General features: G+C 30.5%; 17 protein-coding genes. 12 read left to right on the plus strand and 5 right to left on the minus strand.

What is annotated here, in order from left to right:
* Nucleotides 1-28: 28 nt before the first annotated feature.
* The 4 genes from BVC87_RS13190 (at nt 29) to BVC87_RS13205 (ending at nt 3,777) form a co-directional block, all read left to right on the plus strand.
* Nucleotides 29-1,780 carry a M14 family metallopeptidase gene (locus tag BVC87_RS13190; protein ID WP_075342860.1) on the plus strand — a complete coding sequence of 584 codons (1,752 nt, stop codon included), beginning with the start codon at nt 29-31 and terminating at the stop codon, nt 1,778-1,780.
* A gap of 2 nt (nt 1,781-1,782) precedes the next feature.
* Complete coding sequence (locus BVC87_RS13195; protein WP_075342861.1) at nt 1,783-2,226, plus strand: toxin-antitoxin system YwqK family antitoxin; 444 nt, start codon at nt 1,783-1,785, stop codon at nt 2,224-2,226.
* A gap of 78 nt (nt 2,227-2,304) precedes the next feature.
* Complete coding sequence (locus BVC87_RS13200) at nt 2,305-2,958, plus strand: PA3715 family protein (RefSeq protein WP_075342862.1); 654 nt, start codon at nt 2,305-2,307, stop codon at nt 2,956-2,958.
* Between the two features lie 15 nt (nt 2,959-2,973).
* Nucleotides 2,974-3,777, plus strand: a complete 804-nt coding sequence (locus BVC87_RS13205; protein WP_075342863.1) for a class I SAM-dependent methyltransferase — start codon at nt 2,974-2,976, stop codon at nt 3,775-3,777.
* A 327-nt stretch (nt 3,778-4,104) separates the two neighbouring features.
* Here the strand turns inward: BVC87_RS13205 and BVC87_RS13210 are convergent, their stop codons facing one another.
* Nucleotides 4,105-6,423, minus strand: coding sequence for an outer membrane beta-barrel family protein (locus BVC87_RS13210; protein WP_075342864.1), 2,319 nt, complete (start codon nt 6,421-6,423; stop codon nt 4,105-4,107).
* A gap of 182 nt (nt 6,424-6,605) precedes the next feature.
* Here BVC87_RS13210 and BVC87_RS13215 point away from each other — a divergent pair, with 182 nt between their 5' ends.
* Nucleotides 6,606-7,709 carry a sensor histidine kinase gene (locus BVC87_RS13215; protein ID WP_234974669.1) on the plus strand — a complete coding sequence of 368 codons (1,104 nt, stop codon included), beginning with the start codon at nt 6,606-6,608 and terminating at the stop codon, nt 7,707-7,709.
* A gap of 3 nt (nt 7,710-7,712) precedes the next feature.
* Nucleotides 7,713-8,420: a LytR/AlgR family response regulator transcription factor gene (locus BVC87_RS13220; RefSeq protein ID WP_075342865.1), complete on the plus strand. Its 708-nt coding sequence runs from the start codon at nt 7,713-7,715 to the stop codon at nt 8,418-8,420.
* 59 nt (nt 8,421-8,479) lie between these two features.
* Here the strand turns inward: BVC87_RS13220 and BVC87_RS13225 are convergent, their stop codons facing one another.
* Nucleotides 8,480-10,108 (minus strand): SulP family inorganic anion transporter, encoded by a 1,629-nt coding sequence (locus BVC87_RS13225; protein ID WP_075342866.1) that lies wholly within the window; start codon nt 10,106-10,108, stop codon nt 8,480-8,482.
* Nucleotides 10,109-10,247: 139 nt separating this feature from the next.
* Between BVC87_RS13225 and pyrR the strand changes: the two genes are divergently transcribed.
* From pyrR to BVC87_RS13250, 5 genes are read left to right on the plus strand one after another with little or no spacing between them, the layout of a single operon-like run.
* Entirely contained in the window at nt 10,248-10,802 is a 555-nt protein-coding gene (pyrR, locus tag BVC87_RS13230; protein WP_075342867.1) for a bifunctional pyr operon transcriptional regulator/uracil phosphoribosyltransferase PyrR, read from the plus strand.
* On the plus strand, nt 10,802-11,734 hold the full coding sequence (locus tag BVC87_RS13235) for an aspartate carbamoyltransferase catalytic subunit (protein ID WP_075342868.1): 933 nt from the start codon (nt 10,802-10,804) through the stop codon (nt 11,732-11,734). Before pyrR ends, BVC87_RS13235 begins: the two co-directional genes overlap by 1 nt.
* Nucleotides 11,735-11,738: 4 nt before the next feature.
* Nucleotides 11,739-12,074 carry a hypothetical protein gene (locus BVC87_RS13240; protein ID WP_075342869.1) on the plus strand — a complete coding sequence of 112 codons (336 nt, stop codon included), beginning with the start codon at nt 11,739-11,741 and terminating at the stop codon, nt 12,072-12,074.
* A gap of 21 nt (nt 12,075-12,095) precedes the next feature.
* On the plus strand, nt 12,096-12,416 hold the full coding sequence (locus BVC87_RS13245) for a T9SS type A sorting domain-containing protein (RefSeq protein ID WP_075342870.1): 321 nt from the start codon (nt 12,096-12,098) through the stop codon (nt 12,414-12,416).
* Complete coding sequence (locus BVC87_RS13250; protein WP_075342871.1) at nt 12,413-13,354, plus strand: ribonuclease Z; 942 nt, start codon at nt 12,413-12,415, stop codon at nt 13,352-13,354. The genes BVC87_RS13245 and BVC87_RS13250 overlap by 4 nt, the downstream gene beginning before the upstream one ends.
* A gap of 80 nt (nt 13,355-13,434) precedes the next feature.
* On the opposite strand, the gene BVC87_RS13255 is transcribed toward BVC87_RS13250, so the two are convergent.
* The gene (locus tag BVC87_RS13255; protein WP_143569783.1) at nt 13,435-14,736 is read right to left on the minus strand and encodes a hypothetical protein; all 1,302 of its coding nucleotides are present in this window, start codon (nt 14,734-14,736) and stop codon (nt 13,435-13,437) included.
* Nucleotides 14,737-15,096: 360 nt separating this feature from the next.
* On the opposite strand from BVC87_RS13255, the gene BVC87_RS13260 reads away from it, so the two are divergent.
* Nucleotides 15,097-17,565: a TonB-dependent receptor domain-containing protein gene (locus tag BVC87_RS13260; protein WP_075342873.1), complete on the plus strand. Its 2,469-nt coding sequence runs from the start codon at nt 15,097-15,099 to the stop codon at nt 17,563-17,565.
* 80 nt (nt 17,566-17,645) lie between these two features.
* On the opposite strand, the gene BVC87_RS13265 is transcribed toward BVC87_RS13260, so the two are convergent.
* Nucleotides 17,646-18,971, minus strand: coding sequence for a TolC family protein (locus tag BVC87_RS13265; protein WP_075342874.1), 1,326 nt, complete (start codon nt 18,969-18,971; stop codon nt 17,646-17,648).
* 11 nt (nt 18,972-18,982) lie between these two features.
* Nucleotides 18,983-22,141: an efflux RND transporter permease subunit gene (locus BVC87_RS13270; protein ID WP_075342875.1), complete on the minus strand. Its 3,159-nt coding sequence runs from the start codon at nt 22,139-22,141 to the stop codon at nt 18,983-18,985.
* Between the last annotated feature and the right edge of the window lie 3 nt (nt 22,142-22,144).

The raw sequence follows: 22,144 nt of genomic DNA on the forward strand, positions 1-22,144 counted from the left end.
AAATCAACTAAACTTATACGTTAATCATATGAATAGATATATTATTTCATTGATTTTACTTTCATTTTTTTCCTGTAATCAAACTAAAGAAAATGAACTCAATAAAGATTTTACTACACTTTTTGAAACCTCAAAAGGAACTGAAACGCCAACATATCAAGAAGTAATTTCATATTATAAAAAATTAGCTGATACGTATCCAGAAATCACAGTATTAGAATACGGTGAAACAGATAGCGGAAAACCTTTGCACTTGGCTGTTCTAAATACTGATGGTAGAACAGAAAGAAATGAAATTAAAAACATCAAAAAGAATAAAATCCTTGTCAATAATGGAATACATCCTGGAGAGTCTGATGGTATTGATGCTTCTATGATGATGTTAAGAGATATTGTTCAAAATGATTCTTTAAAAAAAACGTACGCAAACTCTTTATTATGTGTTATTCCTATATATAACATAGGAGGAGCCTTAAATAGAAATTCTCATACCAGAGCAAATCAAGATGGACCAAAAGTATATGGGTTTAGAGGAAATGCTAGAAACTTTGATTTGAATCGAGATTTTGTAAAACAAGACACTAAAAATGCAGCAGCTTTTGCTGAGATCTTTCACACTGTAAATCCTGATGTTTTTATCGATAATCATGTGAGTAACGGTGCGGATTATCAATATGCTATCACACATTTATTCACCCAACATAATAAATTAGGGAATGAACTAGGTGTATTTTTAGAAAATAATATCAGACCATATTTAGAAAACTCATTAGAAAAAAAAGGAATCCCTATTACGCCTTACGTTAATGTTTGGGGTAGTACTCCAGACAAAGGCTGGTCTCAATTTATGGACTCACCACGTTATTCAACTGGTTATACTACGTTATTTAACACCTTTGGTATGATGGTAGAAACACATATGCTAAAACCCTACAAAACTCGTGTTGAGCAAACTTATGAGTTGCTATTTTCTATGCTTGATTTTACGGAAATAAATTCAAAAAAAATCAAAGAATTAAGAGTAAATGCTGCACAGAAAATCATCAATCAAAAGAAATATCCTATACAGTATAAAGTTGACAGAAAAAATCCTACTAAATTTAGATTTAAAGGTTATGAAGGAGAATACATAAATAGTAAAGTTACTAACGGAAAGCGATTGTTTTACGACAAAAATAAACCTTATGAAAAAGACATTGAATATTACAATAACTTTGAAGTTACTAAAGAGATTACCATACCAAAAGCATATATTATCCCTCAAGGTTGGCGTAAAGTGATTGAACGATTAAAGAATAATAAAATTGAATTTACACGCTTTAAAAAAGATACTATTTTAAATGTTGAAGTAGATCATATCAAAAGCTTTGAAACTGTTACAACTCCTTTTGAGGGCCATTATTTACACTATAATACTGAAATAAATAGATCAACAGAAACAATTCAATTTTTAAAAGGAGACTATCTAATTCCTACAGCTCAAAATGGTGTTCGATATATAATAGAAACGTTGGAAGCTGAAGCTGTTGATAGTTTTTTTAATTGGAATTTCTTTGATACTATTTTACAACGTAAAGAAGGTTTTTCTTCTTATGTTTTTGAAGATAAAGCAGAAGAGTTTTTAAAACAAAATCCGCTTATTAAAGCTGAATTCGATACTAAGATGAAGGTCGATACTACTTTCAACAAAAGTTCAAGAGCGCAATTAAATTGGATTTATATGAAAACTCCGCATTATGAAAAATCTCATATGAGATTACCTGTTTTTAAAATTCGATAGTAATGTATAAATCTTTCGCTTTTTGTATTTTACTTTTTGTTTTTTCTTGGAACTGTCAAACAAAAAAAGTCAAAGAAAAAGAAATAAAAGCAATTGAATCCAAACATGAAATTAGAAAAGAATATTGGGAGAATGACACATTAGCTTCTGAAGGTATTTATATTAATGGTAAAGCTAATGGTGATATGAAATGGTACCACCCAAATGGAAAATTAGCAGGTGAAGGACCAATGGTAGATGATAAAAGAGAAGGACTTTGGAAAGTTTATGAATCTGAATTTGGGAAATTAAGTGCCGAAGGGTATTTCGTAAAGGGTATCAAACATGGTACTTGGAAAATCTTTCGAGAAAATGGCGCTTTATGGAAAGAACAACTCTGGGAGCACAATACACTAATCAAAAATACGGGGAAAGATAACAATGTAAATCACTTACATAACAAGTAATGTTTAATGAAAAAGAAAATTTTATTCATACTATCTTTACTAATATCCTACACTATTTTTAGTCAAAACACTATTGACTTGAATAAGATATTATCTCAACTACATTTAACAAAAGAACAATGTGCTACAGGTATGACTGTTTCTAAAAAATTACCATATTCCAAAAATGAAACTATAGTTGTTATTCCCGAAATTGTTAAGGAAGATGAAATGGAGGCGGAATACCATGGATATATTTTAATTGTTGACAGTAATACAAACAAAATTAAGTCCAAATATTTTCAATCTTCATATTGGACATCTGATGCGTTAATATTTTCTACAATCACAATAGATACAGCTCCTTACATACTTAGTAAAAATCAAAGAGCTTTTGCTATTCGCTCTTCTTTTTATACACAATCTAAACCCAATCCATACAGTACTGAGACACTCACTTTATTCTTAAAAAACGATCAAAAATTAACACCTATTTTAGATCAATTCACGAGTAAAGAATATGTAGGAGAATGGGATATGCAATGTGACGGGTGGTCTGTTAATGAAGAACAATTTTTAATTGTATCTAAAAATAAAACCAATGATTTTTTTGATATTGTTATCAACACTAAAATTACCAATAGAAAAACCTCTACTAATGACTCTGACGAATGTGTTGATGATGAAAAAACTTCGTATCAAAAATCAATACTAAAGTTTAATGGTACAGTTTATAAACAGCAAAATAATTAGCTTAAAAGTTAGAAAATGAAAAAAATTGTAATCAAAAGATTTTTAGCTAAACTTAACCTGTTACCTCTAATCGAACAGCTTAATTTTTATCGTCTAAAATTTAAAAATAGACACATCAATAATCAGTTTGTACGTGAAAATCCTAATATAAAACTCCCTCCCGATTTTTATATTTATGAAACATTTCAATTAAATTATAAAAAGTATTATACCAATGGACTCCCCACTGCTATGTGGCTTATTGAATTGGTTAGTGAATTTAAATTACTTGAAAATAGTGCTATTTTAGATTGGGGATGTGGCACAGGGCGTATCTTAAGACATTTACCTAAAATAGCAGGGAATACTAATTACTATTTTGGCTGTGATTATAATCCTAAATACGTAAAATGGTGTCAGGAAAATCTTAAAAATATTGATTTTCAACTCAATCAAGTCACTCCTCCTCTGCCCTATGAAGATCAAAAATTTGATTTTGTTTACGGTATATCAATTTTCACACATCTTTCCTTAGAACAACATCAAAAATGGTTTGAAGAACTCTATCGTATATTAAAACCTAATGGGATTTTATTTCTTACCACTCATGGAGATGCTCACAAATTTAAACTTACTGAAAAAGAACAACTAGCTTACACGAGTGGAGACTTAATTATACATGATTTTAAAAAAGAAGGAAATCGATTGTTTGCAGCGTATCAACCTCCTTCTTTTATGCATCAAATTGCTTCAAAAAATAAATTAAAGATTCTGAAACATATTCCTGGAGAAATAAAAAACGATACTCCTCAACAAGACGTTTGGATTTTCATGAAGTAATATGTTCATTTAATAACTAAAATCTCGTTTTTTAAGAGAAAGATTGCTTCACCTCCCCTTCGACAAACTCAGGGTCCGTTCGCAAAGACTTTCAGCTTTGAACTTTCAAACTGTATAAATTGAATTAACGTGAATCTCGTTTAAGAATAAGGGTGTCACTTCGAGTAAAATTCATTAGAGTAAAACGAAAATGAATTTTGTATCGAGAAGTAAATACGTTGTTCTCGATAGCTCTGCTGAACTTGATTCAGTACAATTTCACCTCATTATCATTCTGTAAAAATCACTCGAACTGACAAGAATTTCTTATCCAAGATTCACGTTAAATCAATCAGGTAAACGATCTCTATCTTTTTTACTTCTATTAAAACGATAGGTAAACGTTACACTAAACCTTCTTCCACTAAATTTTTGACTATTGATTATATCGTAATTTTCACCTACAATGAATTGTTCTTGAACTAATGAATCGAATATATTTTGCACATTTACGGTTACAGAAGCTTTATCGTTAAATAAATCTTTACTCATACCAAAATCAGCTCTATATATAGACTTGGAAAGTGTCTGTCCACTATTTCGTTCCCCTTGGTAAGCAAAACTTGTTTGAATATTGAATTTTGACAATCGAATATTAGAATTTAAACGGGTATACCAAGCATTATCGTTAAAGTTGTAAATTCCTTTTTGATTAAATGCATAAAAATTAAATTCATTAGATAAACGCCACCATTTAAAAGGTGAATACTGAATTGCCAATTCTGCTCCTACCCTATTTTCTTCTCCTGAATTAATTGGTTTTGATATAATGGCTCCATTTCCGTTTGAAGTAATTAGTGTTTCAAATAGCTGTACCGTTTTTTGATAATATACTGAAGGGTTCAGTGTGAAACCTTTCCAACGCTTTAAAAAACCAATTTCAAATGCATGAGTATACATCGGGTTTAGATCAGGATTTCCAATACGAATATTTCGCCTATCAGCTATTCCTCCAAATGGATTTAATTGCCAAAATCTTGGTCTACGAATACGTCTACTATAACTAAGTTGCACATTTGTTTTCTGGTTAAAACTGTACGTTAAATGTACTGTAGGAAATAAGTCTGTATAACTTTTATCTGTTCGAAACTGATTTTTTCGATCCGTACTTCCTGTATTTGAATGTTCTGCACGTAACCCTAGTAAATATTGAAACTTATTCTTTCTATTTCCATATTGAATATATGCACCATAAATTCGTTCTTTATATTTCAACAAATTATCTAAGCTATCAATGAGTACTTCGTTATCCCAAACTTTATAATCACTATCAATATTCCTTATCTCTCCTTTTACTCCTAACTCTAAATGTGTTTTTTCTGTAAGCGGTAGTTTTAAATCTGTTTGAAATAAAAAATCCTTACTACTTTCTATATCTCTACTTTGTAATGTGGTTATGTTATTATTGTTTCGCTGTTCTACAAATTCATTTTCATCATCATTCCAGAAGTCGTATTGAAAATCTAACGTTAATTTTTGTCCTTTTTTGGCAAATGTTTTTACATGATTTAACTCAATTCTATTCGCCGTTTGTGGCTCTTTATAATTTTCTGAAGTAGTTAAAACAGTATCTATATTTTTAAATTCATCTAAAAAGTTAAACGTAAAGTCTACAGCATTCTCATTGGTATTCCTTCTGTAATAATAGCTGAAAGTTGAGGTATTTTGTTCGTTAAAATAATAGTCGCTACCCACGTATAAATTAAATACTTTTCGCTTTCTATCACGAAAAATCGTTTGATCTAAAAATGAAGTTGGTGTATTATTTTCATAATTTGTTCTAAACAAACTAGCATCTCCTAAAAAATTTAAATAGCGATATCTAAAATTTGAAAATACATTGAATTTTTCTGTTTTATAATTGGCATTATAATTTATTCCATGATTCGCTCTGTGACCTGTTGTTAATTGCAACGAACTACTTAATCCGCCTATTTTATTTTTCTTTAAAATAATATTTAAAATCCCCGCTGTTCCTTCAGCATCGTATTTTGAAGACGGGTTAGTTATTACTTCTATCTTTTCTATAGTTTCAGCAGAAATCTGCTCTAAACCATTATTATTTGTAAGTACCGATGGTCTTCCATTGATTAAAACACGTACGTTTGGATTTCCTCGTAAACTAATTTCACCTTCAATACCAACAGTAACGGAAGGTACATTATTTAAAATATCAGTTGCTGAACCTCCTTTAGACAAAAGATCTTTCCCTACATTAAATACTCGTTTATCTAATTTGTATTCGGTTGTAGATTTTTCAGCCACAATTTCAACATCGTCGAGTTGTTCTGTACTTTCTTGTAGTTTAATACTAGGTAACGTAGTGTTTTGTTGAATTGAAATACCTTTTTGAATATACGGTTGAAAACCAATAAATTCTACTTTAACATCATATGTATTTGGCTGTAGTGCTAGTGAAAATTCTCCTTTTGAATTTGTTGTAGTACCCGTAACTATTTCTTCTGAATTTACTTTTAAAATAATTACAGTTGCAAACTCTAAAGGTTGACTTGTATTTTGCTCAACTATTTTCCCTTTTAATTCTATTTGTGATACAACTACTACTGCTTGTAATGCAAACAACAGTAAAAAAAAACTTCTCTTCATTGTTTTGTTTTTAATTCGAAACAAAGATGTAATGAAGAACAAAGTGAAATGAAGCAAATAGACTAATTAGGGTAATTAATCGACGTTTTATAGCTATACATAAACAATAAAAAATTCATCGACAATTTACACTAATTAAGGATAAAAAGATTCAAATTCGTCGATTGTTAATTTTAAATCTTATGAATAGGTTTACTTTTGTAATAATGGAAATGATTAGTAAAATTATAGATTTCGTTAAGAAAAACAGAATAGTTAAACACATTCTTTTCTGGACTTTTCTATTTAGCTCATCTCTTATACAGGATTTAATTATACTAAACGATAAAGATCTTAATCTTGAAATTAAAGATGAATTAATTTATAATAGCTGTGGATTCATAGTTAAAATTGTAGCTTCGTATTTTATCGTTTACTTTTGGATACCGAAGTATATCAAAACAAAAAAGTATTTTTTAGCTATCATCATTTTTTGTGTAGTTATCTATCTCTTAGCTGTCATTAGTAGAATCCTTATTGTATATGTTGCAGAACCATTAACTATTCCCCATCCTTTTAACCAAGAATCTATTTTAGAAATACTTACGCAATTGAAATGGTTATTTAAAAAGTATATCCCAAACATTCTACTTAGTAGTTCTATTTTTATAGCCTTTAAGTTTTTTTTAGATGAAGGAAAAGAAAAGGAAAAGAAACTCAAATTGGCTAAAGAAAAAGCAGAAATAGAACTTAAAACATTAAAGGGACAGTTAAATCCACATTTTTTATTTAATACGTTAAATAACATATACTCGTTATCTATAGATAATTCACCAAAAACATCTAATGCTATTGCTAAACTTTCTGAAATTTTGGATCAAGTTTTATACAAAAGTGATCATAAACTTGTCCCTCTACAAAGTGAATTGACCTTGATTGAAAACTATATTGAATTAGAAAAATTACGCTATGATGAGCGTTTACAAATATCAATCAATACTAACATTATTGAAGAAGTCGACATCCCTCCTTTAATTTTATTGTCTTTGGTTGAAAACGCTTTTAAACATGGTGCTGGTGAAGACGATGGCTCTCCAACTATTACTATTGCTGTAGAAAGTTATCATAAAAAACTAGTATTTTGTGTTAAAAATTCAGTCTCTAAATATTATCAAAGTCAAGATAAAAAAACCATCGGATTGTTGAATATTAGAAAACAATTAGACCTAATTTATTCAACTAATTATAATTTAGATATTGATCAAACATCAGATGAATTTAGTGTAACCTTAACTATTACTCCATAATACATGGCATTAAAATGTTTACTTGTAGATGATGAACCTTTAGCTATAAAGCTCTTGGAGAATCATATTTCTAAAATTGATTCCTTAGAGGTTGTAGCTACTTGTAATAGTGCTATAAAAGCTTTTGAGAAGCTTAATACACAAGAGATAGATGTACTATTTTTAGATATAAAAATGCCTAATTTGACTGGTATCGATTTTTTAAAAACATTAAAAAATCCACCAACTACTATTTTAACAACGGCTTATAGAGATTATGCTACTGAAAGTTACGATTTAGAAGTAATCGACTATCTTTTAAAACCGATAACATTTGAACGTTTTTTAAAAGCTGTAGATAAATTACATAGGAACAATATTCCAATACTTTCAAAAGCTAAACAACAAACGAATGAGTTTATTTTTATAAAATCAGGAAACAAACATCATAAAGTATTTACTAACAATATTTTATATATTGAAAGTTTAAAAGATTATATCAAAATTCATCTAGCAAATGATAAACGTATTGTTTCTAAATATAAAATAAGTGACATTGAACAAGAACTTAAAAGTGAAGACTTTCTACGCGTACACCGTTCTTATTTATTAAACACCGAAAAAATAACTGCATTTACTACACATACTATTGATATTGAATCCATAGAAATACCTATTGGTATAAGTTATAGAGATCATGTTATTAACTTCTTAAATACGTTTAAACATTAGTATGATGAAAACGTGATGTTTTTTACATAAAAAATCCTGCTAAATGCAGGATTTTCTATTTAAAATTTATATTCTCTTAGTGATTTTGGAAAAGCTTCTGGATTTGCCGCTAAATGATATCTAGGATCATCTACATCTTCTATAATCACATTATGAAATTTATTACTTGCCTTATACATTAACACTTTACAGTCTTCACTTAAATGTTTCAATTTAATAGTTTTGCCAGCTGCTTGATATTTTTCAACTAAAACAAACAACGCTTCCAAAGCTGAATGATCAGAAACTCTACTTTCTACAAAGTCAATTTCTACATTTTGAGGATCATTTTTCACATCAAACTTCTCGTTAAATGAAGAAATACTTCCGAAAAATAAAGGTCCCCAAATTTCATATACTTTTGTTCCATCTTCACGCATACGCTTACGTGCTCTAATTCTTTTTGCATTTTCCCAAGAAAACACTAAAGCACTAACAATCACACCTGCAATAACAGCAATAGCTAAATCAAAAATTACCGTTAGTGATGATACTAAAATTAATACTACTAAATCTGCTACAGGAATTTTTCTAGCAATTCTAAAACTACTCCATGCAAATGTTCCAATCACTACCATAAACATCACACCAACTAGCGCGGCAATAGGTACTTGTTCTATTAAAGAAGAAGCGAATAAAATAAACATCAATAAAAATACAGCCGCTGTAATTCCTGATAATCTTCCGCGTCCACCACCTTTAATATTAATAATAGATTGACCAATCATGGCACAACCTCCCATACCTCCAAACAATCCTGTTATAATATTTGCACCTCCTTGCGCTAAACATTCACGGTTAGAATCACCTCTAGTTTCTGTTAAGTCATCAATTAAATTTAACGTCATTAAACTTTCTATCAACCCAATTGCTGCAAGAATTAATGCGTAAGGAAATATAAATTTAAGGGTTTCTAAGTTGAGAGGAATTTTTGTGAATGTTTCTAATACTGGAACTGGAAAACCTCCTTTTAAACCTTCTCCTCCACCTTCACGAATAAAAGATCCAACAGTTGCCATATCTAATCCTGAAAAAATTACGATTGCAGACACTACTAATATTGCAATTAAAGCTTCTGGTAACTTTTTAGTAGCTTTCATTTTAGGCAATCCCCACATCATCAACATGGTTAACCCTACAAAACCTATCATTAACCATAATTCTGTTCCTTGTAACCAAACTTTTTCTCCAGCTACTTTTTTAGTAAACATTCCTAATTGAGATAAAAAGATTACAATAGCTAAACCGTTAACAAATCCCATCATTACTGGATGTGGAATTAATCGCACAAACTTTCCCAGTTTCAAAACTCCAGCTAACATTTGAATAACTCCCATTAATATTACGGTTAAGAACAGGTAATATAAACCTAAGTTTTCGCCAGCTGCTCCCATAGCATTTCCTTCACTTACCAAATTCACCATCACCACTGCTAATGCACCTGTTGCTCCAGAAATCATTCCTGGTCTACCTCCAAAAATTGAAGTAATTAAACCAATCATAAATGCTGCATATAACCCTACTAAAGGATCCACTCCTGCTACAAAGGCAAAAGCTACAGCTTCCGGCACCAATGCTAATGCTACCGTAATTCCTGATAAAATATCATTACGTACATTCCCTACTCTCTTGGTAATAAACTCAGTCATAATCTTTTCGTTAGTTTCAAAAGAGGGCAAATATAGATATTATTTCACCGATAGAGGTTTCTTAAAGTTTAATTTTGTGCTGATACTTTTTTATACTACTTTTGAACTCTGTAACTATCAAGAAAATTGATAGCAGAAAATGAGCGGAAAAACACTACTTACGTCTAAAGAAATTGATATTATTCTGCATCGATTAGCATGCCAGCTTATCGAAAATCACAACGATTTTTCTAATACTGTTCTTATTGGTTTGCAACCAAGAGGAACTTTTTTAGCTCAACGACTGAAAAAGATCCTAACTGAAGATTATGGAATTAAAAACCTACAATTAGGTTTATTAGATATTACTTTTTATCGTGATGATTTTAGACGAAAAGATGCACCTTTAGAAGCAACACCTACTAAAATAGATTTCTTAATTGAAAATAAAAAAGTAGTTATTATTGATGATGTTTTATACTCAGGAAGAAGTGTACGAGCAGCATTAACAGCACTACAAGCTTTTGGTAGGCCAATCAGTATTGAACTTTTAGTACTGATTGATAGACGTTTTAGTAGACATTTACCAATACAACCAAACTACAGAGGACGTCAGGTAGATGCTATTAATGAAGAGAAAGTAGTAGTAAACTGGAAAGAAACTCATACTGAAGACAAAATATACCTAGTACAAAAACAACCTAAGACGAATTAATGAAGCAGTTAAGTGTACCACATTTATTAGGCATAAAATATCTTAACAAGAATGATTTAGAGCTCATTTTTGAAACTGCATCCCACTTTAAAGAAGTTATTAATCGTCCCATAAAAAAAGTTCCATCACTTCGGGATATTACTATTGCTAATTTGTTCTTTGAAAATAGTACAAGAACAAAATTATCTTTTGAACTTGCTGAAAAAAGGTTATCTGCTGATGTCATTAACTTTTCTGCAGGACAATCTTCTGTAAAAAAGGGAGAAACACTAATTGATACCGTGAATAATATTTTATCAATGAAGGTTGATATTGTAGTGATGAGACATGGTAATGTAGGAGCTGGTGTATTTTTATCTAAACATGTAGATGCTAGGATTGTAAATGCTGGAGATGGTACTCATGAACATCCTACACAAGCATTACTAGATAGTTTTTCAATGCGAGAAGCTTTAAATTCAGATTTAAAAGGGAAAAAAATCGTAATTGTTGGTGATATTTTACACTCAAGAGTTGCGTTATCTAATATATTCGCTTTACAGTTACAAGGGGCTAAAGTCAAGGTGTGTGGGCCTACTACTTTAATTCCAAGATACATCTCAAGTTTAGGTGTAGAAGTTGAAACCAATCTAAAAAAGGCTTTAGAATGGTGTGATGTAGCAAACGTGTTAAGAGTTCAACATGAAAGAATGGATATCAAATACTTCCCTTCTACAAGAGAATACACTCAACTTTTTGGTATCAATAAGCAAATCTTAGACACTATTGGCAAGGATATTGTAATTATGCATCCAGGACCTATTAACCGTGGTGTAGAATTAACCAGTGATGTTGCAGACAGTAAACAATCTATCATATTAAATCAGGTAGAAAATGGAGTGGCAGTACGTATGGCTGTTTTATATCTTATAGCACAGCAAATAAAAAGATAATATCATGAAAATTGAAACTAAAGATGATTATGTATTATTTTCCTCAAATGAGGAAGGTGATTTTCATGATTTTCTTGATTTTTTCTCAACTAATCATTCTAAAGTTGCTGAAAATAATATAATTATTTACCTTTCGTCGAAATTAAAAGTTCAAAACTCTGATCTTTCTTTATTTTTGAAATATGTTGATTTTCATCAAGAAAACGGCACAACTTTTGTCTTAATATCCCCAAATGTTGATGTTGATAGTTTTCCAGAATATTTCAATATCGTTCCTACATTACAGGAAGCCGAAGACGTTTTAGAAATGGAGAATATTCAGAGAGATTTAGGTTTTTAGTACAAACAATCCCCACACGATATGATAAAAAAAATACTATTACTACTATGCTTTTCCAGCACTTTAGGAATGCTTTCACAAGAAAAGTCTGTGAATAAGCTAGTAGCCTCTCAAAACCCTTACAATTCAATAACCAACATCTCATTTAACTCAACTAACAAACAAAAAGTTCAGGTAAGCGTAAAAAATGTAATTGGAAAAACTGTTTTTTCTAAAGAATTTATCGCAGAGAAAGGAAAAAATACCATTCGCTGTAATAGAGGAAACTTAAAAACTGGAATTTATATTTACGCTATACAAACGAACAATGAAATAATTTCTAAACGTTTTGTGATTGAATGAATTTACAGTTAACTATTTTAGGATGCCATTCTGCTACTCCAAGAGTAAATGCATACCCTACATCTCAATATCTAGAAATAAACAATCGTCATTTTTTAATCGATTGTGGAGAAGGAACGCAGCGTCAAATGCGTAAGTACAAAGTTGGTTTTTCTAAAATAGATCATATTTTCATTTCACATTTACATGGTGATCATTTTTTCGGATTAATTGGACTTTTGTCTACTTATGGTATTTTAAACAGAGAAAAAGATCTACATGTTTATGGCCCAAAAGGAATTAAAGAAGTTACACAACTACAACTAAAACTTTCTATGTCTCATGTGAGATATAACATTGTTTTTCATGAGTTATCTTCAACTAAAAGTGAACTCATTTTCGAAGATGCTAAAGTATCTGTTCACACTATTCCTTTGCACCATAGAGTATATACAAATGGTTTCCTTTTCACGGAGAAACCAAGACCTAGAAATCTACATTTAGATAATATTAAACAATACGATGAAATTGAGATTTGTGATTATCACAATTTAAAAGCTGGAAAAGATTTCATCTTAAGTTCAGGAGAAATTGTTCCTAATGAAGAACTAACTATTAGTCCTGAAAAGCCAAAAAGTTATGCTTATTGTAGTGATACAATGTATAAACCTGATATTATACCAATTATTAAAGATGTTGATTTACTATACCACGAAGCTACTTTTTTGAAAGAACTAGAGCATTTGTGTGAAAAAACAAAACATTCTACTGCGGAACAAGCTGCAACTATTGCTAGAGACGCAAACGTAGGCAAATTAATAGTGGGGCATTACTCAAGTCGATATAACAACTTAGAACTTTTTAAAGAAGAAGCGCAAACTGTATTTAAAAGTGTAGAGCTTGCGGAAGTTGGAAAAAAATATACCACTTCTACTGTCTTTGAAGAAGTAATTAACTAGTCTTTTTCGTAAAAAGAAACCTCAACACCAAAGTTTGATATTGAGGAACTCCTTTTAACTAAAATTATAATCTAAATTGATTATAGTGAACAAATAGGAATTTTGATTAGTTCAAATTTTTCTTTACCTGCATCTAATATAGACATGTACATAAATTCTTTGTAAAAAGAAAAATCATGAAGTTCAAAGTTGTAATCTTTGCTAACTTTAACAAGCGAAGTAGGGTTATCCAAAATACTTACTTTCCCTATCCAACTACCTGTCAAATTATAATCTGCATCACTATCTCGAAAAAGTAGATATAAATCATTTTCATACAATTCCATTCTACGTGATTCTCCCATATTTGAAACGATTATTGTTGGTTTTAAACTAGCATCGTTTAAATCTACTTTAATAATATGATAACCATCTTCTTTACTTCTTGCTAACACAAACAACTCATTATCTTTTGATGCCATATCCAACGTCCATGTTTTTTCTTCATGGGGGCTTTTCTTACCAAAAGTAGTCAACTCATTCAATTCTAAATTTGGTTTAGTTATATCATCCTTAAAAAGTTTTGCCCCTATAAAGCTTACTGAATACATATCATTCCCTTTTATTATCATTCCTAAAATTTGATTTTTAAATTTTAAGTCCAGTACTTCAACTAATATTGGATTTGCCATACTAGTATCTATCTTATAAACTTTTGAGAAAATAATATGATTGGCTGCAGATACATAAAGAATATCATCTTTGAATACTAAATCCCTTACTTGTCCGAATATATTCTTCTCAATATCAATAATTTTTATGGGATTCGCATTTTTATCAGAAATATCTAATTTATAGATTGCTAACTTTGAAACATTAAGAAAATTTACTTGTTGTTTAGCATAATACATATAACCATCTTTAAATACTGGTTTTGAAAAAGCTGTCCATGGTTTAGTATCAATTATCTCCTCCTTATTTTCACAAGATGACGTATATGTGATACATTTTTCAATACCTTCAGCACAATCAGGCGTTTTTACTATGACACAAAACTTAGTTACATCCTCTTTCACTTCCCAAGAAAGACTTCCATCGGTATTCCCTTTTACCTCTTGACTCCCTTTTTGATCAATAACTTTCCATGTATATGTTATTCCATCAGCAATAGATGATGCCGCCTGTATATTCACTTTTGTTTTATCATTAGTATCTTTTTTTACAACTAGTGATATTTCTGGACAATTCTCAATAGTAGTTGAGTCATCATCTTTACTACAAGCTATGAATAGTATTGATGAAATCACTAGGCAAACACTTAGTGATTTTAAAAGAATGAATTGCGATTTTAGTGTAAAGTAGGATCTACAGTCCATTACTTCTTTTTGTGTAGTTGTATGCATCTTTATGGTGTTTTGATTTTAAAATAATACAACACTTAACTAAAACCCCCTATACATACTATTCAATTTTAACACTAAAGTTAATACTATGTAAAACAATTACTTACATAGATAATTTTATTATAAAAATTAATCGATTATGTAGTCTATTATTACAAATTCCACATTCACTTAAAACAACAAAATACGCCTTAAAAAACTGTATACCAAACACATACAAAACACACTTCTCTACTAATCTAAAAAATATTTCTCTATTTGTTAATTATAGTTAAATAAAACTTAAAGAATATAAAAAGAGGTAACATTTTTTTCTCTATCAGGTCTATTAGGCATTATATACAACTAAAAATGCCAACAATGAGAAACGTATTATACTTAATCATACTAATGATAAGTACAGCTTCATTTGCTCAAATGAAGAAAGAGGAACTACCTAAACCAGGTAAAGTGTCAGGAAAAGTAATAGATAAAATTTCGAAAGAACCACTACCATATGTTAATATTATTATTAAAGATGCTTCTCAGAAAGTAATAACTGGAGGAATTACAAACGAAAAGGGAATATTTAATATTGACAAAATTCCTTTAGGAAAAAATAGTGTAGAAATTCAATTTATAGGATATAAATCTGTTGTTAAAAGTATAACGGTAGATTCTAAAAATAGAAACTTTAAACTTGGAACCATTGCTTTAGAAGAAGACTCTACTACTTTAGAAGAAGTTGAGGTTAGAGCAGAAACTTCTACTGTAGTTCAAAAAGTAGATCGAAAAGTTATTAATGTAGGAAAAGATTTAACTTCAGCCGGGGCTACCGCTTCAGAACTGTTAAACAATGTACAATCAGTAAGTGTTGATAGTCAAACAGGGAATATTAGCTTGAGAGGAAATGAAAATGTTCGTGTATTAGTTGATGGAAGACCAACCAACATACCAGCTGCTCAATTACTACGTCAACTCCCTTCTACTTCAATTAAAAGTGTAGAATTAATTACCAATCCTTCTGCTAAATATAACCCTGAAGGAATGAGTGGAATTATAAACATTATTCTAAACAAGAATGCCAATATGGGATTCAATGGAACTATAAATACAGGAATAGAAACTGGACATTTTGTAAGATATAATGCATCTACTAACATGAATTATAAAACTGGAAATGTTAATTTCTTCGGTAATTATGGTTTTAATGGTGGTGACAGATACAATTTTGGTTTTGTTGACAGACCCGGTACAAACTTTCAAGATTTTATTTTCGATAGTGATAATGAATCTCACTTACTAAAGTTAGGTGCAGATGTGTATATCAACGATAAGAATACTTTTTCTTTCTACACAACACAAAATTGGTCTGATAATTTAGCCATTGGTAGAGTTTTAATTACAGATAATACAGGAGTACTTACTAATAATTCTCCTAACTCTCAAGATAACGAAAGTCACAACCAAATTTATAATGTAAATTATAAACATGATTTTGATGATAAGGGACATAACATAGAGTTCGAATCTACATATTCTATTAATGATTCTCCTCAATTTTTAACAAATTCAGATTCATTCTTAAACCCTACAGATCAAGATTATAGACTTTTAAACTATTTCAATGACATTAATAATGAAAGAGAAAATGTATTAATCAATTTAGACTACACCAATCCAATTTCAAAAAAAGGAAAATTAGAGTTAGGTTTAGAATATAGAAGTAATGAAACAAACAATACAAATATTACAAACCAAGAAAGGCATACTATAAGTGGAAATACAATTACTGGTGTAACTCCTATTGGAAATTCTGATTTTACTTACGACAGAAAGATTTATTCTGGTTATGTAAATTATGGACACCAATTTGGAAAACTTACTATGCAATTAGGTGCTCGTATTGAACAATATGATATTGTGGCTAATTTTACTGGATTAAACAACAACTCAGTTTTAACCACTGAAGTAGTAACAGATGATATATTCACCGTATATCCTTCAGCTTTCTTCACCTATAATCCTTCAGAAAAAAACCAATTTCAATTCAGTTATAGTAGAAGAGTTGATAGACCAAGTATACAACAAGTAAACCCTATTAGAGAATGGAGTACTCCTTTAATTACTTCTATTGGTAACGAAAACTTAGTACCACAATTTACCAACTCATTAGAAGTTAATTATACTAGAAAAATCAAAGGAGGTTCGATTACTTTAGGGACATTCTATAGAAATATAAACGATGTAATCTCTAGAGTAACATTTAGTGATCCTACTGATGTCTCTAATGTTCGTCAGATATTAACATTCCAAAATTTTGATGACACTGATGCCTATGGAGTTGAACTCTCTTCAAATTACAAAATAGCGAAATGGTGGAGAGCTAATGCAAGTATGGATTTTTATTCTCAAAAACAGTTTGGTATAGCTGATTTATCTAATCCATCTGCACCTAGACTAGAAGTTCAAAACGAAGTATTTAATGCTAGAATTAGTAATAGCTTTACTCTATCTAAGAAATTACGTTTACAATTATTTGCTATGTATAACGGTAGACAAAAAGATATTCAATGGGAAGTTGCGCCTATGAAAATGGTAAATATTGGCGCTAATTATTCTGTTTTTAAAGGAAAAGGTAACTTAACATTTAGAGTTAATGATATTTTTAACACAATGCAGTTTAAGTTTGATTCTGATAATCCATTTGTACAAAATGGACGATTTAAATGGGAAAGTAGAACTGCATATTTAGGCTTCAACTATAGATTTGGTGGAGGAAAAAACAAAGCGAAATCTAGAAGAAGAAGAGACAATAACGAGAAACAAGGTGGCGGAGGTTTCTTTTAATTTTGAAGGGTTAAAACAATACGCTAAAAAACCGAAGCATATGCTTCGGTTTTTTTGTTGAAGTAACTAAAAGAGTTAACTTAAAAGTTAGTATTATCTAATAAACTACCTGCTAATTGAAGCAAACGTAATTCTGCATTTTTAGCAACATATTTAGCATTATTTCTATTCAATTTAGCGTTAATAAGATTAATCTGTGCTTGTCGAAAATCTATTGAAGAAATCTGTCCTAGTTTATAACGTTCATTAGAACGTTCAAAATTTAGTGTATTTGTAGTTATATTTTGCTCTTGTACTTTTAGAGAAAATAGACTATTCTGATACGTTTCCCAAGCGTTATTCACATCACGTGATAACTGCTCTTGTAATTGTTCTTTACGAATTTGCTGGGTTTCTAAGGTAATTTTAGCGTTTGTAACACTCGTTTTAGTTCGACCTCCATCAAAAAGATTCCAAGATAAATTTACTCCTGCATTTAAACCTGTACGGGTATTGCTTATTGGGCTAAATGCGTTAGTTGCATCACTATTGCTTCTATTCCACGCATAAGAACTCGTTAAACTTACATTAGGCATCCAACCTGATCGATTAATTTTTACATCTAATTTACTTAATTCTATATTTTTTTGAGATTGTAATAAACTTGCGTTACTCCTATTTGCCTCAGTTACTATAGTATTTAATACTAAATCTTCATTATATAAAACATTTGTATCTACAACAACAGGAGTATTCACTTGTCTCCCTAATACTACATTTAAATCACGTTTAGCATTTTTCAATTGTCTTTGAATATCGATATAAGTAATACTGTCATTGTTTACATCTACTTTCGCATTTAATACGTCTAGTTTTGTTCTTTGCCCGTAATCAAAACCATATTCAGCTCTTTGTAAGCGTTGTTTTGAAATTTCCAAAGCTTGCTTCTGAGTTATTTCATTTTCCGTTAACCTACCTACTTCATAATACGCAATAAATAATGTAATTAGAGTATTTTCCATTACTTGACGCGCTTGTAATTCTGTTAGATTATAACTCTCTTTTAATCTTTTAAAGGTATTTTGTCTATTAAACCCATTAAAAAGAATATAATTTAAACCTACTGAAGCATTGTAAGATTTAGATTCTGCACCTGTTACAGAATTTACAGTACCATCCTGAAATTCTAAATCTGAATCATTATTACTATAATTAGCTCCAGCATCACCTGTTACCGTAGGTAAATAACCACTATTATAAATACTTTTATTATTCTTAGCTGTTGCTACATTATTCTTAGTAATACGTATATCATAATTGTTTTCTAAGGTTAACGCTACAGCTTTTTCTTTACTTAGTAACTCTTGAGCATATAAAGAGTTGCCCATTCCTAAAAGTCCAAGTATAACTACTATCGTTTTTTTCATTTAAAATCTTTTTATGCTAACTCTTCGTTTTCTGAGTGTAATTCTTTAATTGCTCTTTCTACTTCTTCTCTAGTCGGTTTCTGACCTTCCCAGAACCAAGTAATATATACTTTAACATAATTTGAAATAGATAATAACACGGGTAATGTCAATAAGGTTAAAAATGTAGCGATCATAATTCCATAAGCTATTGAAATGGCCATCGGAATTAGGAATTGTGCTTGCCTACTAGTTTCAAAGATCAAAGGTGCTAATCCTGCTACCGTAGTAATTGTAGTTAAGAAAATAGCTCTAAATCTTGATTTCCCTGCTGCAAATAACGCTTCTTCATATTCCATACCTTCTTTTAAATAGCTATTGAATTTACTAATCAGTACCAAACCATCATTTACCATGATACCAATTAAAGCAATGATACCTAACATAGATAAAATATTTACAGCAAAACCATGTATCCAATGTCCCCAAGCCACACCAATCAAACTAAATGGCACCATAACCAGTAGCATAAAAGGCTGACCATAGGAACGGAATGTAAATACAATCACTATGTAAATTAATAATAAAATTACTGGCCCGACTATTTTAGCTGATCCAGAAACTTTTGATGCTTCTCTATTTTGTCCTTCGTATAATGCAGTTACAGATGGATACTTTGCTGTGATTTGAGGCATAATTCTTCCTTGAATATCAGTTAATGCATCTGTAGCACTAGCTTGCGCATCTTTCATATCAGCCTCTACTTTAATTTCTCTCTGTCCTTCTAGGTGATTAATTGATATTTCTCCTCTTTCTATTTCATAAGTAGCTATTTCTTCTAGAGGCACTCGATTCCCTGATGGTGTAGCGATACGCATATCATCTAAGTTTTTAATAGATGAGCGTTCTTTCCTATCGTACCTTACCCAAACTTTAATCTCATCTTGTCCTCTCTGAAAACGTTGCGCTTGTCTTCCAAAGAAACCACTTCGTATTTGAGACATTACTTCATTTAAATTCAGCCCTAATAGATATGCGTTATCCTTTAACTGAATTTTAATCTCCTTGATCCCTTGTGGATCATTATCGGTAACATCTTTAAGCTCCTGATTTTTTTTCAGTTCTTCCTTTAACTCCAATTTAGCTGCTTTCAATTCTTGAATATTATTACTCAATAATGAAACAGAAACTGGACTACCTCCAAAATTTCCTCCAGAACCAAAGGTTAATGATTCAACTCCATATACTTCTCCTACTCTATCTCTTATTACATTAGTAATTTCTCTTGAGCCAAATGTCCTTTCTTCCCCTGGCAATAGATTAATTCGTAAAGACGCTCTTGCTGATCCAGGTCCGATTTGCTTTAATACATTCTCTACTACAGGCTCTCCATTATTACCATACTTTTTAGTAAATTCCTTTTCAACTTCCCAAACCTTATCTTCAATTACGGAAATAATACTATCGGTAATTTTCTCATTAGTTCCTTGAGGCATCGTCAAATTCACAGATACACGATCACTAGCAATTGAAGGGAAAAATGTTCCTTTTATAATACCTCCTCTAAATGCGCCTATCGTAATCATGAATAATGCTATAGGTATAATTAAACCAAACAATTTAAATTCTAAAACAAATTTTAATGCTGGAGCATAGAGTTTATCTCTCATAAAATCCATGACATCTTCTGCATACTTATTGAATTTATATAATTTCTGATTTCTATCTAAAGACTTTGAATGTGCAACGTGAGCTGGAAGAATAATTAATGCTTCTACCAACGACAGTATTAATGTTAATGCAACTACCGTGGCTACTTCTCCAAAAAATTCTCCAATATTTCCATCTAAAAAGAAGAAAACTGAAAATGCTAACACTGTAGTTGTTATTGCTGAAATAATTGGTGGTACAACTTCTAAAGTCCCGTCTATAGCTGCTCGAATCGGATTTTTTCCTTGTTCAAAATGGTGATAAATATTCTCAGAAATTACAATTCCATCATCTACCAAAATTCCAATTACGATAATCATTCCGAATAATGATAATACATTAATGGTAATATTGAAATATCCTGCTAGCATAAACATTCCGAAGAATGCTACAGGTAACCCTGCTGCTACCCAAAATGCCAATCGTGGTCGTAGGAATAAGGATAAAAACAACATCACTAATAACATTCCTTGCCATGCATTTTTAAATAATAATGCTGTACGTTGATTTAGTGTTATAGATGAATCACGAGTAATTTCTATTTTTACATTTTGATGTTCTTCATTAAACTTCTCTACGTAGGTATTAATTTTTGCTGCTGAGCTTAATAAATCTTCACTATTGGTATTGCTAACCTGAACTCTTACTGCTAAATTTCCATTATAAAAATTTCGATTCGGTGTTTCATTCCAAATATCCTGAACTGTAGCTACATCTTTTAATCGGATAATCCTACCAGATGCATCAGCCCGTACCACTAAATTATCTAATTCATCTCCATAATATGATCTATTATTGGCACGAATTAAATATTCTTCAGCATCAGTTTTAACCGATCCACCCGTGGTTAAAATATTTGCAGATGACACTGCATTAGCCACTTCATTAAATGTTAAATTGTAAGCAATTAAATCATTCTCTCGTACTGCAATTTCAATTTCTTCATCTGGATAACCTGAAACTGTAATTTGAGAAATTCCATTAATTCTACGGATATCGTTTTCTATATTTCTTGCAATGTCTTTTAACGATTTTAATGGAATTTTATCTCCTGTAACCACAAAGCTTATGGTTTCTGCCACATTCTCTACTTTGGCTACTACAGGTGGTTCCATACCTGTAGGAAAGTTAGGCACTTTATCTACTGCGTTTTTTACATCTGCTAAAACTACATTAATATCATAATCTTTTAAGGTTTCTACGGTAATATTGGCTGTATTTTCTGATGATGTAGAGGTTACCCTATCTACACCGACTAAACCTTTTAAATTATCTTCTATTTTTAGTACTACACCTTCTTCTATTTCCTGAGGAGAAGCTCCTGGATATACTACATTAATTGTAATAAACTTTGCCCTAGTTAATGGAAAGAAAGAAGATTTTAGTGTTGAAAATCCAAAATACCCTAGAATTACAAAAGCAATAATAATAATGTTAACTGCTACAGGGTATTTAATAAAATATGCTATTGTTTTCCTCATTTC

Source organism: Tenacibaculum agarivorans (genome assembly GCF_001936575.1).
In the GTDB taxonomy this organism is placed as follows: Bacteria; Bacteroidota; Bacteroidia; order Flavobacteriales; family Flavobacteriaceae; genus Polaribacter; species Polaribacter agarivorans.

What these genes read in the sequence shown, in the direction of transcription:
- BVC87_RS13190 (WP_075342860.1), top strand. Translation starts at nt 29, where the DNA reads ATGAATAGATATATTATTTCATTGATTTTACTTTCATTTTTTTCCTGT.
- BVC87_RS13195 (WP_075342861.1), top strand. Translation starts at nt 1,783, where the DNA reads ATGTATAAATCTTTCGCTTTTTGTATTTTACTTTTTGTTTTTTCTTGG.
- BVC87_RS13205 (WP_075342863.1), top strand. Translation starts at nt 2,974, where the DNA reads ATGAAAAAAATTGTAATCAAAAGATTTTTAGCTAAACTTAACCTGTTA.
- BVC87_RS13210 (WP_075342864.1), bottom strand. Translation starts at nt 6,423, where the DNA reads ATGAAGAGAAGTTTTTTTTTACTGTTGTTTGCATTACAAGCAGTAGTA.
- BVC87_RS13215 (WP_234974669.1), top strand. Translation starts at nt 6,606, where the DNA reads ATGAATAGGTTTACTTTTGTAATAATGGAAATGATTAGTAAAATTATA.
- BVC87_RS13220 (WP_075342865.1), top strand. Translation starts at nt 7,713, where the DNA reads ATGGCATTAAAATGTTTACTTGTAGATGATGAACCTTTAGCTATAAAG.
- BVC87_RS13225 (WP_075342866.1), bottom strand. Translation starts at nt 10,108, where the DNA reads ATGACTGAGTTTATTACCAAGAGAGTAGGGAATGTACGTAATGATATT.
- pyrR (WP_075342867.1), top strand. Translation starts at nt 10,248, where the DNA reads ATGAGCGGAAAAACACTACTTACGTCTAAAGAAATTGATATTATTCTG.
- BVC87_RS13235 (WP_075342868.1), top strand. Translation starts at nt 10,802, where the DNA reads ATGAAGCAGTTAAGTGTACCACATTTATTAGGCATAAAATATCTTAAC.
- BVC87_RS13240 (WP_075342869.1), top strand. Translation starts at nt 11,739, where the DNA reads ATGAAAATTGAAACTAAAGATGATTATGTATTATTTTCCTCAAATGAG.
- BVC87_RS13245 (WP_075342870.1), top strand. Translation starts at nt 12,096, where the DNA reads ATGATAAAAAAAATACTATTACTACTATGCTTTTCCAGCACTTTAGGA.
- BVC87_RS13250 (WP_075342871.1), top strand. Translation starts at nt 12,413, where the DNA reads ATGAATTTACAGTTAACTATTTTAGGATGCCATTCTGCTACTCCAAGA.
- BVC87_RS13255 (WP_143569783.1), bottom strand. Translation starts at nt 14,736, where the DNA reads ATGCATACAACTACACAAAAAGAAGTAATGGACTGTAGATCCTACTTT.
- BVC87_RS13260 (WP_075342873.1), top strand. Translation starts at nt 15,097, where the DNA reads ATGAGAAACGTATTATACTTAATCATACTAATGATAAGTACAGCTTCA.
- BVC87_RS13265 (WP_075342874.1), bottom strand. Translation starts at nt 18,971, where the DNA reads ATGAAAAAAACGATAGTAGTTATACTTGGACTTTTAGGAATGGGCAAC.
- BVC87_RS13270 (WP_075342875.1), bottom strand. Translation starts at nt 22,141, where the DNA reads ATGAGGAAAACAATAGCATATTTTATTAAATACCCTGTAGCAGTTAAC.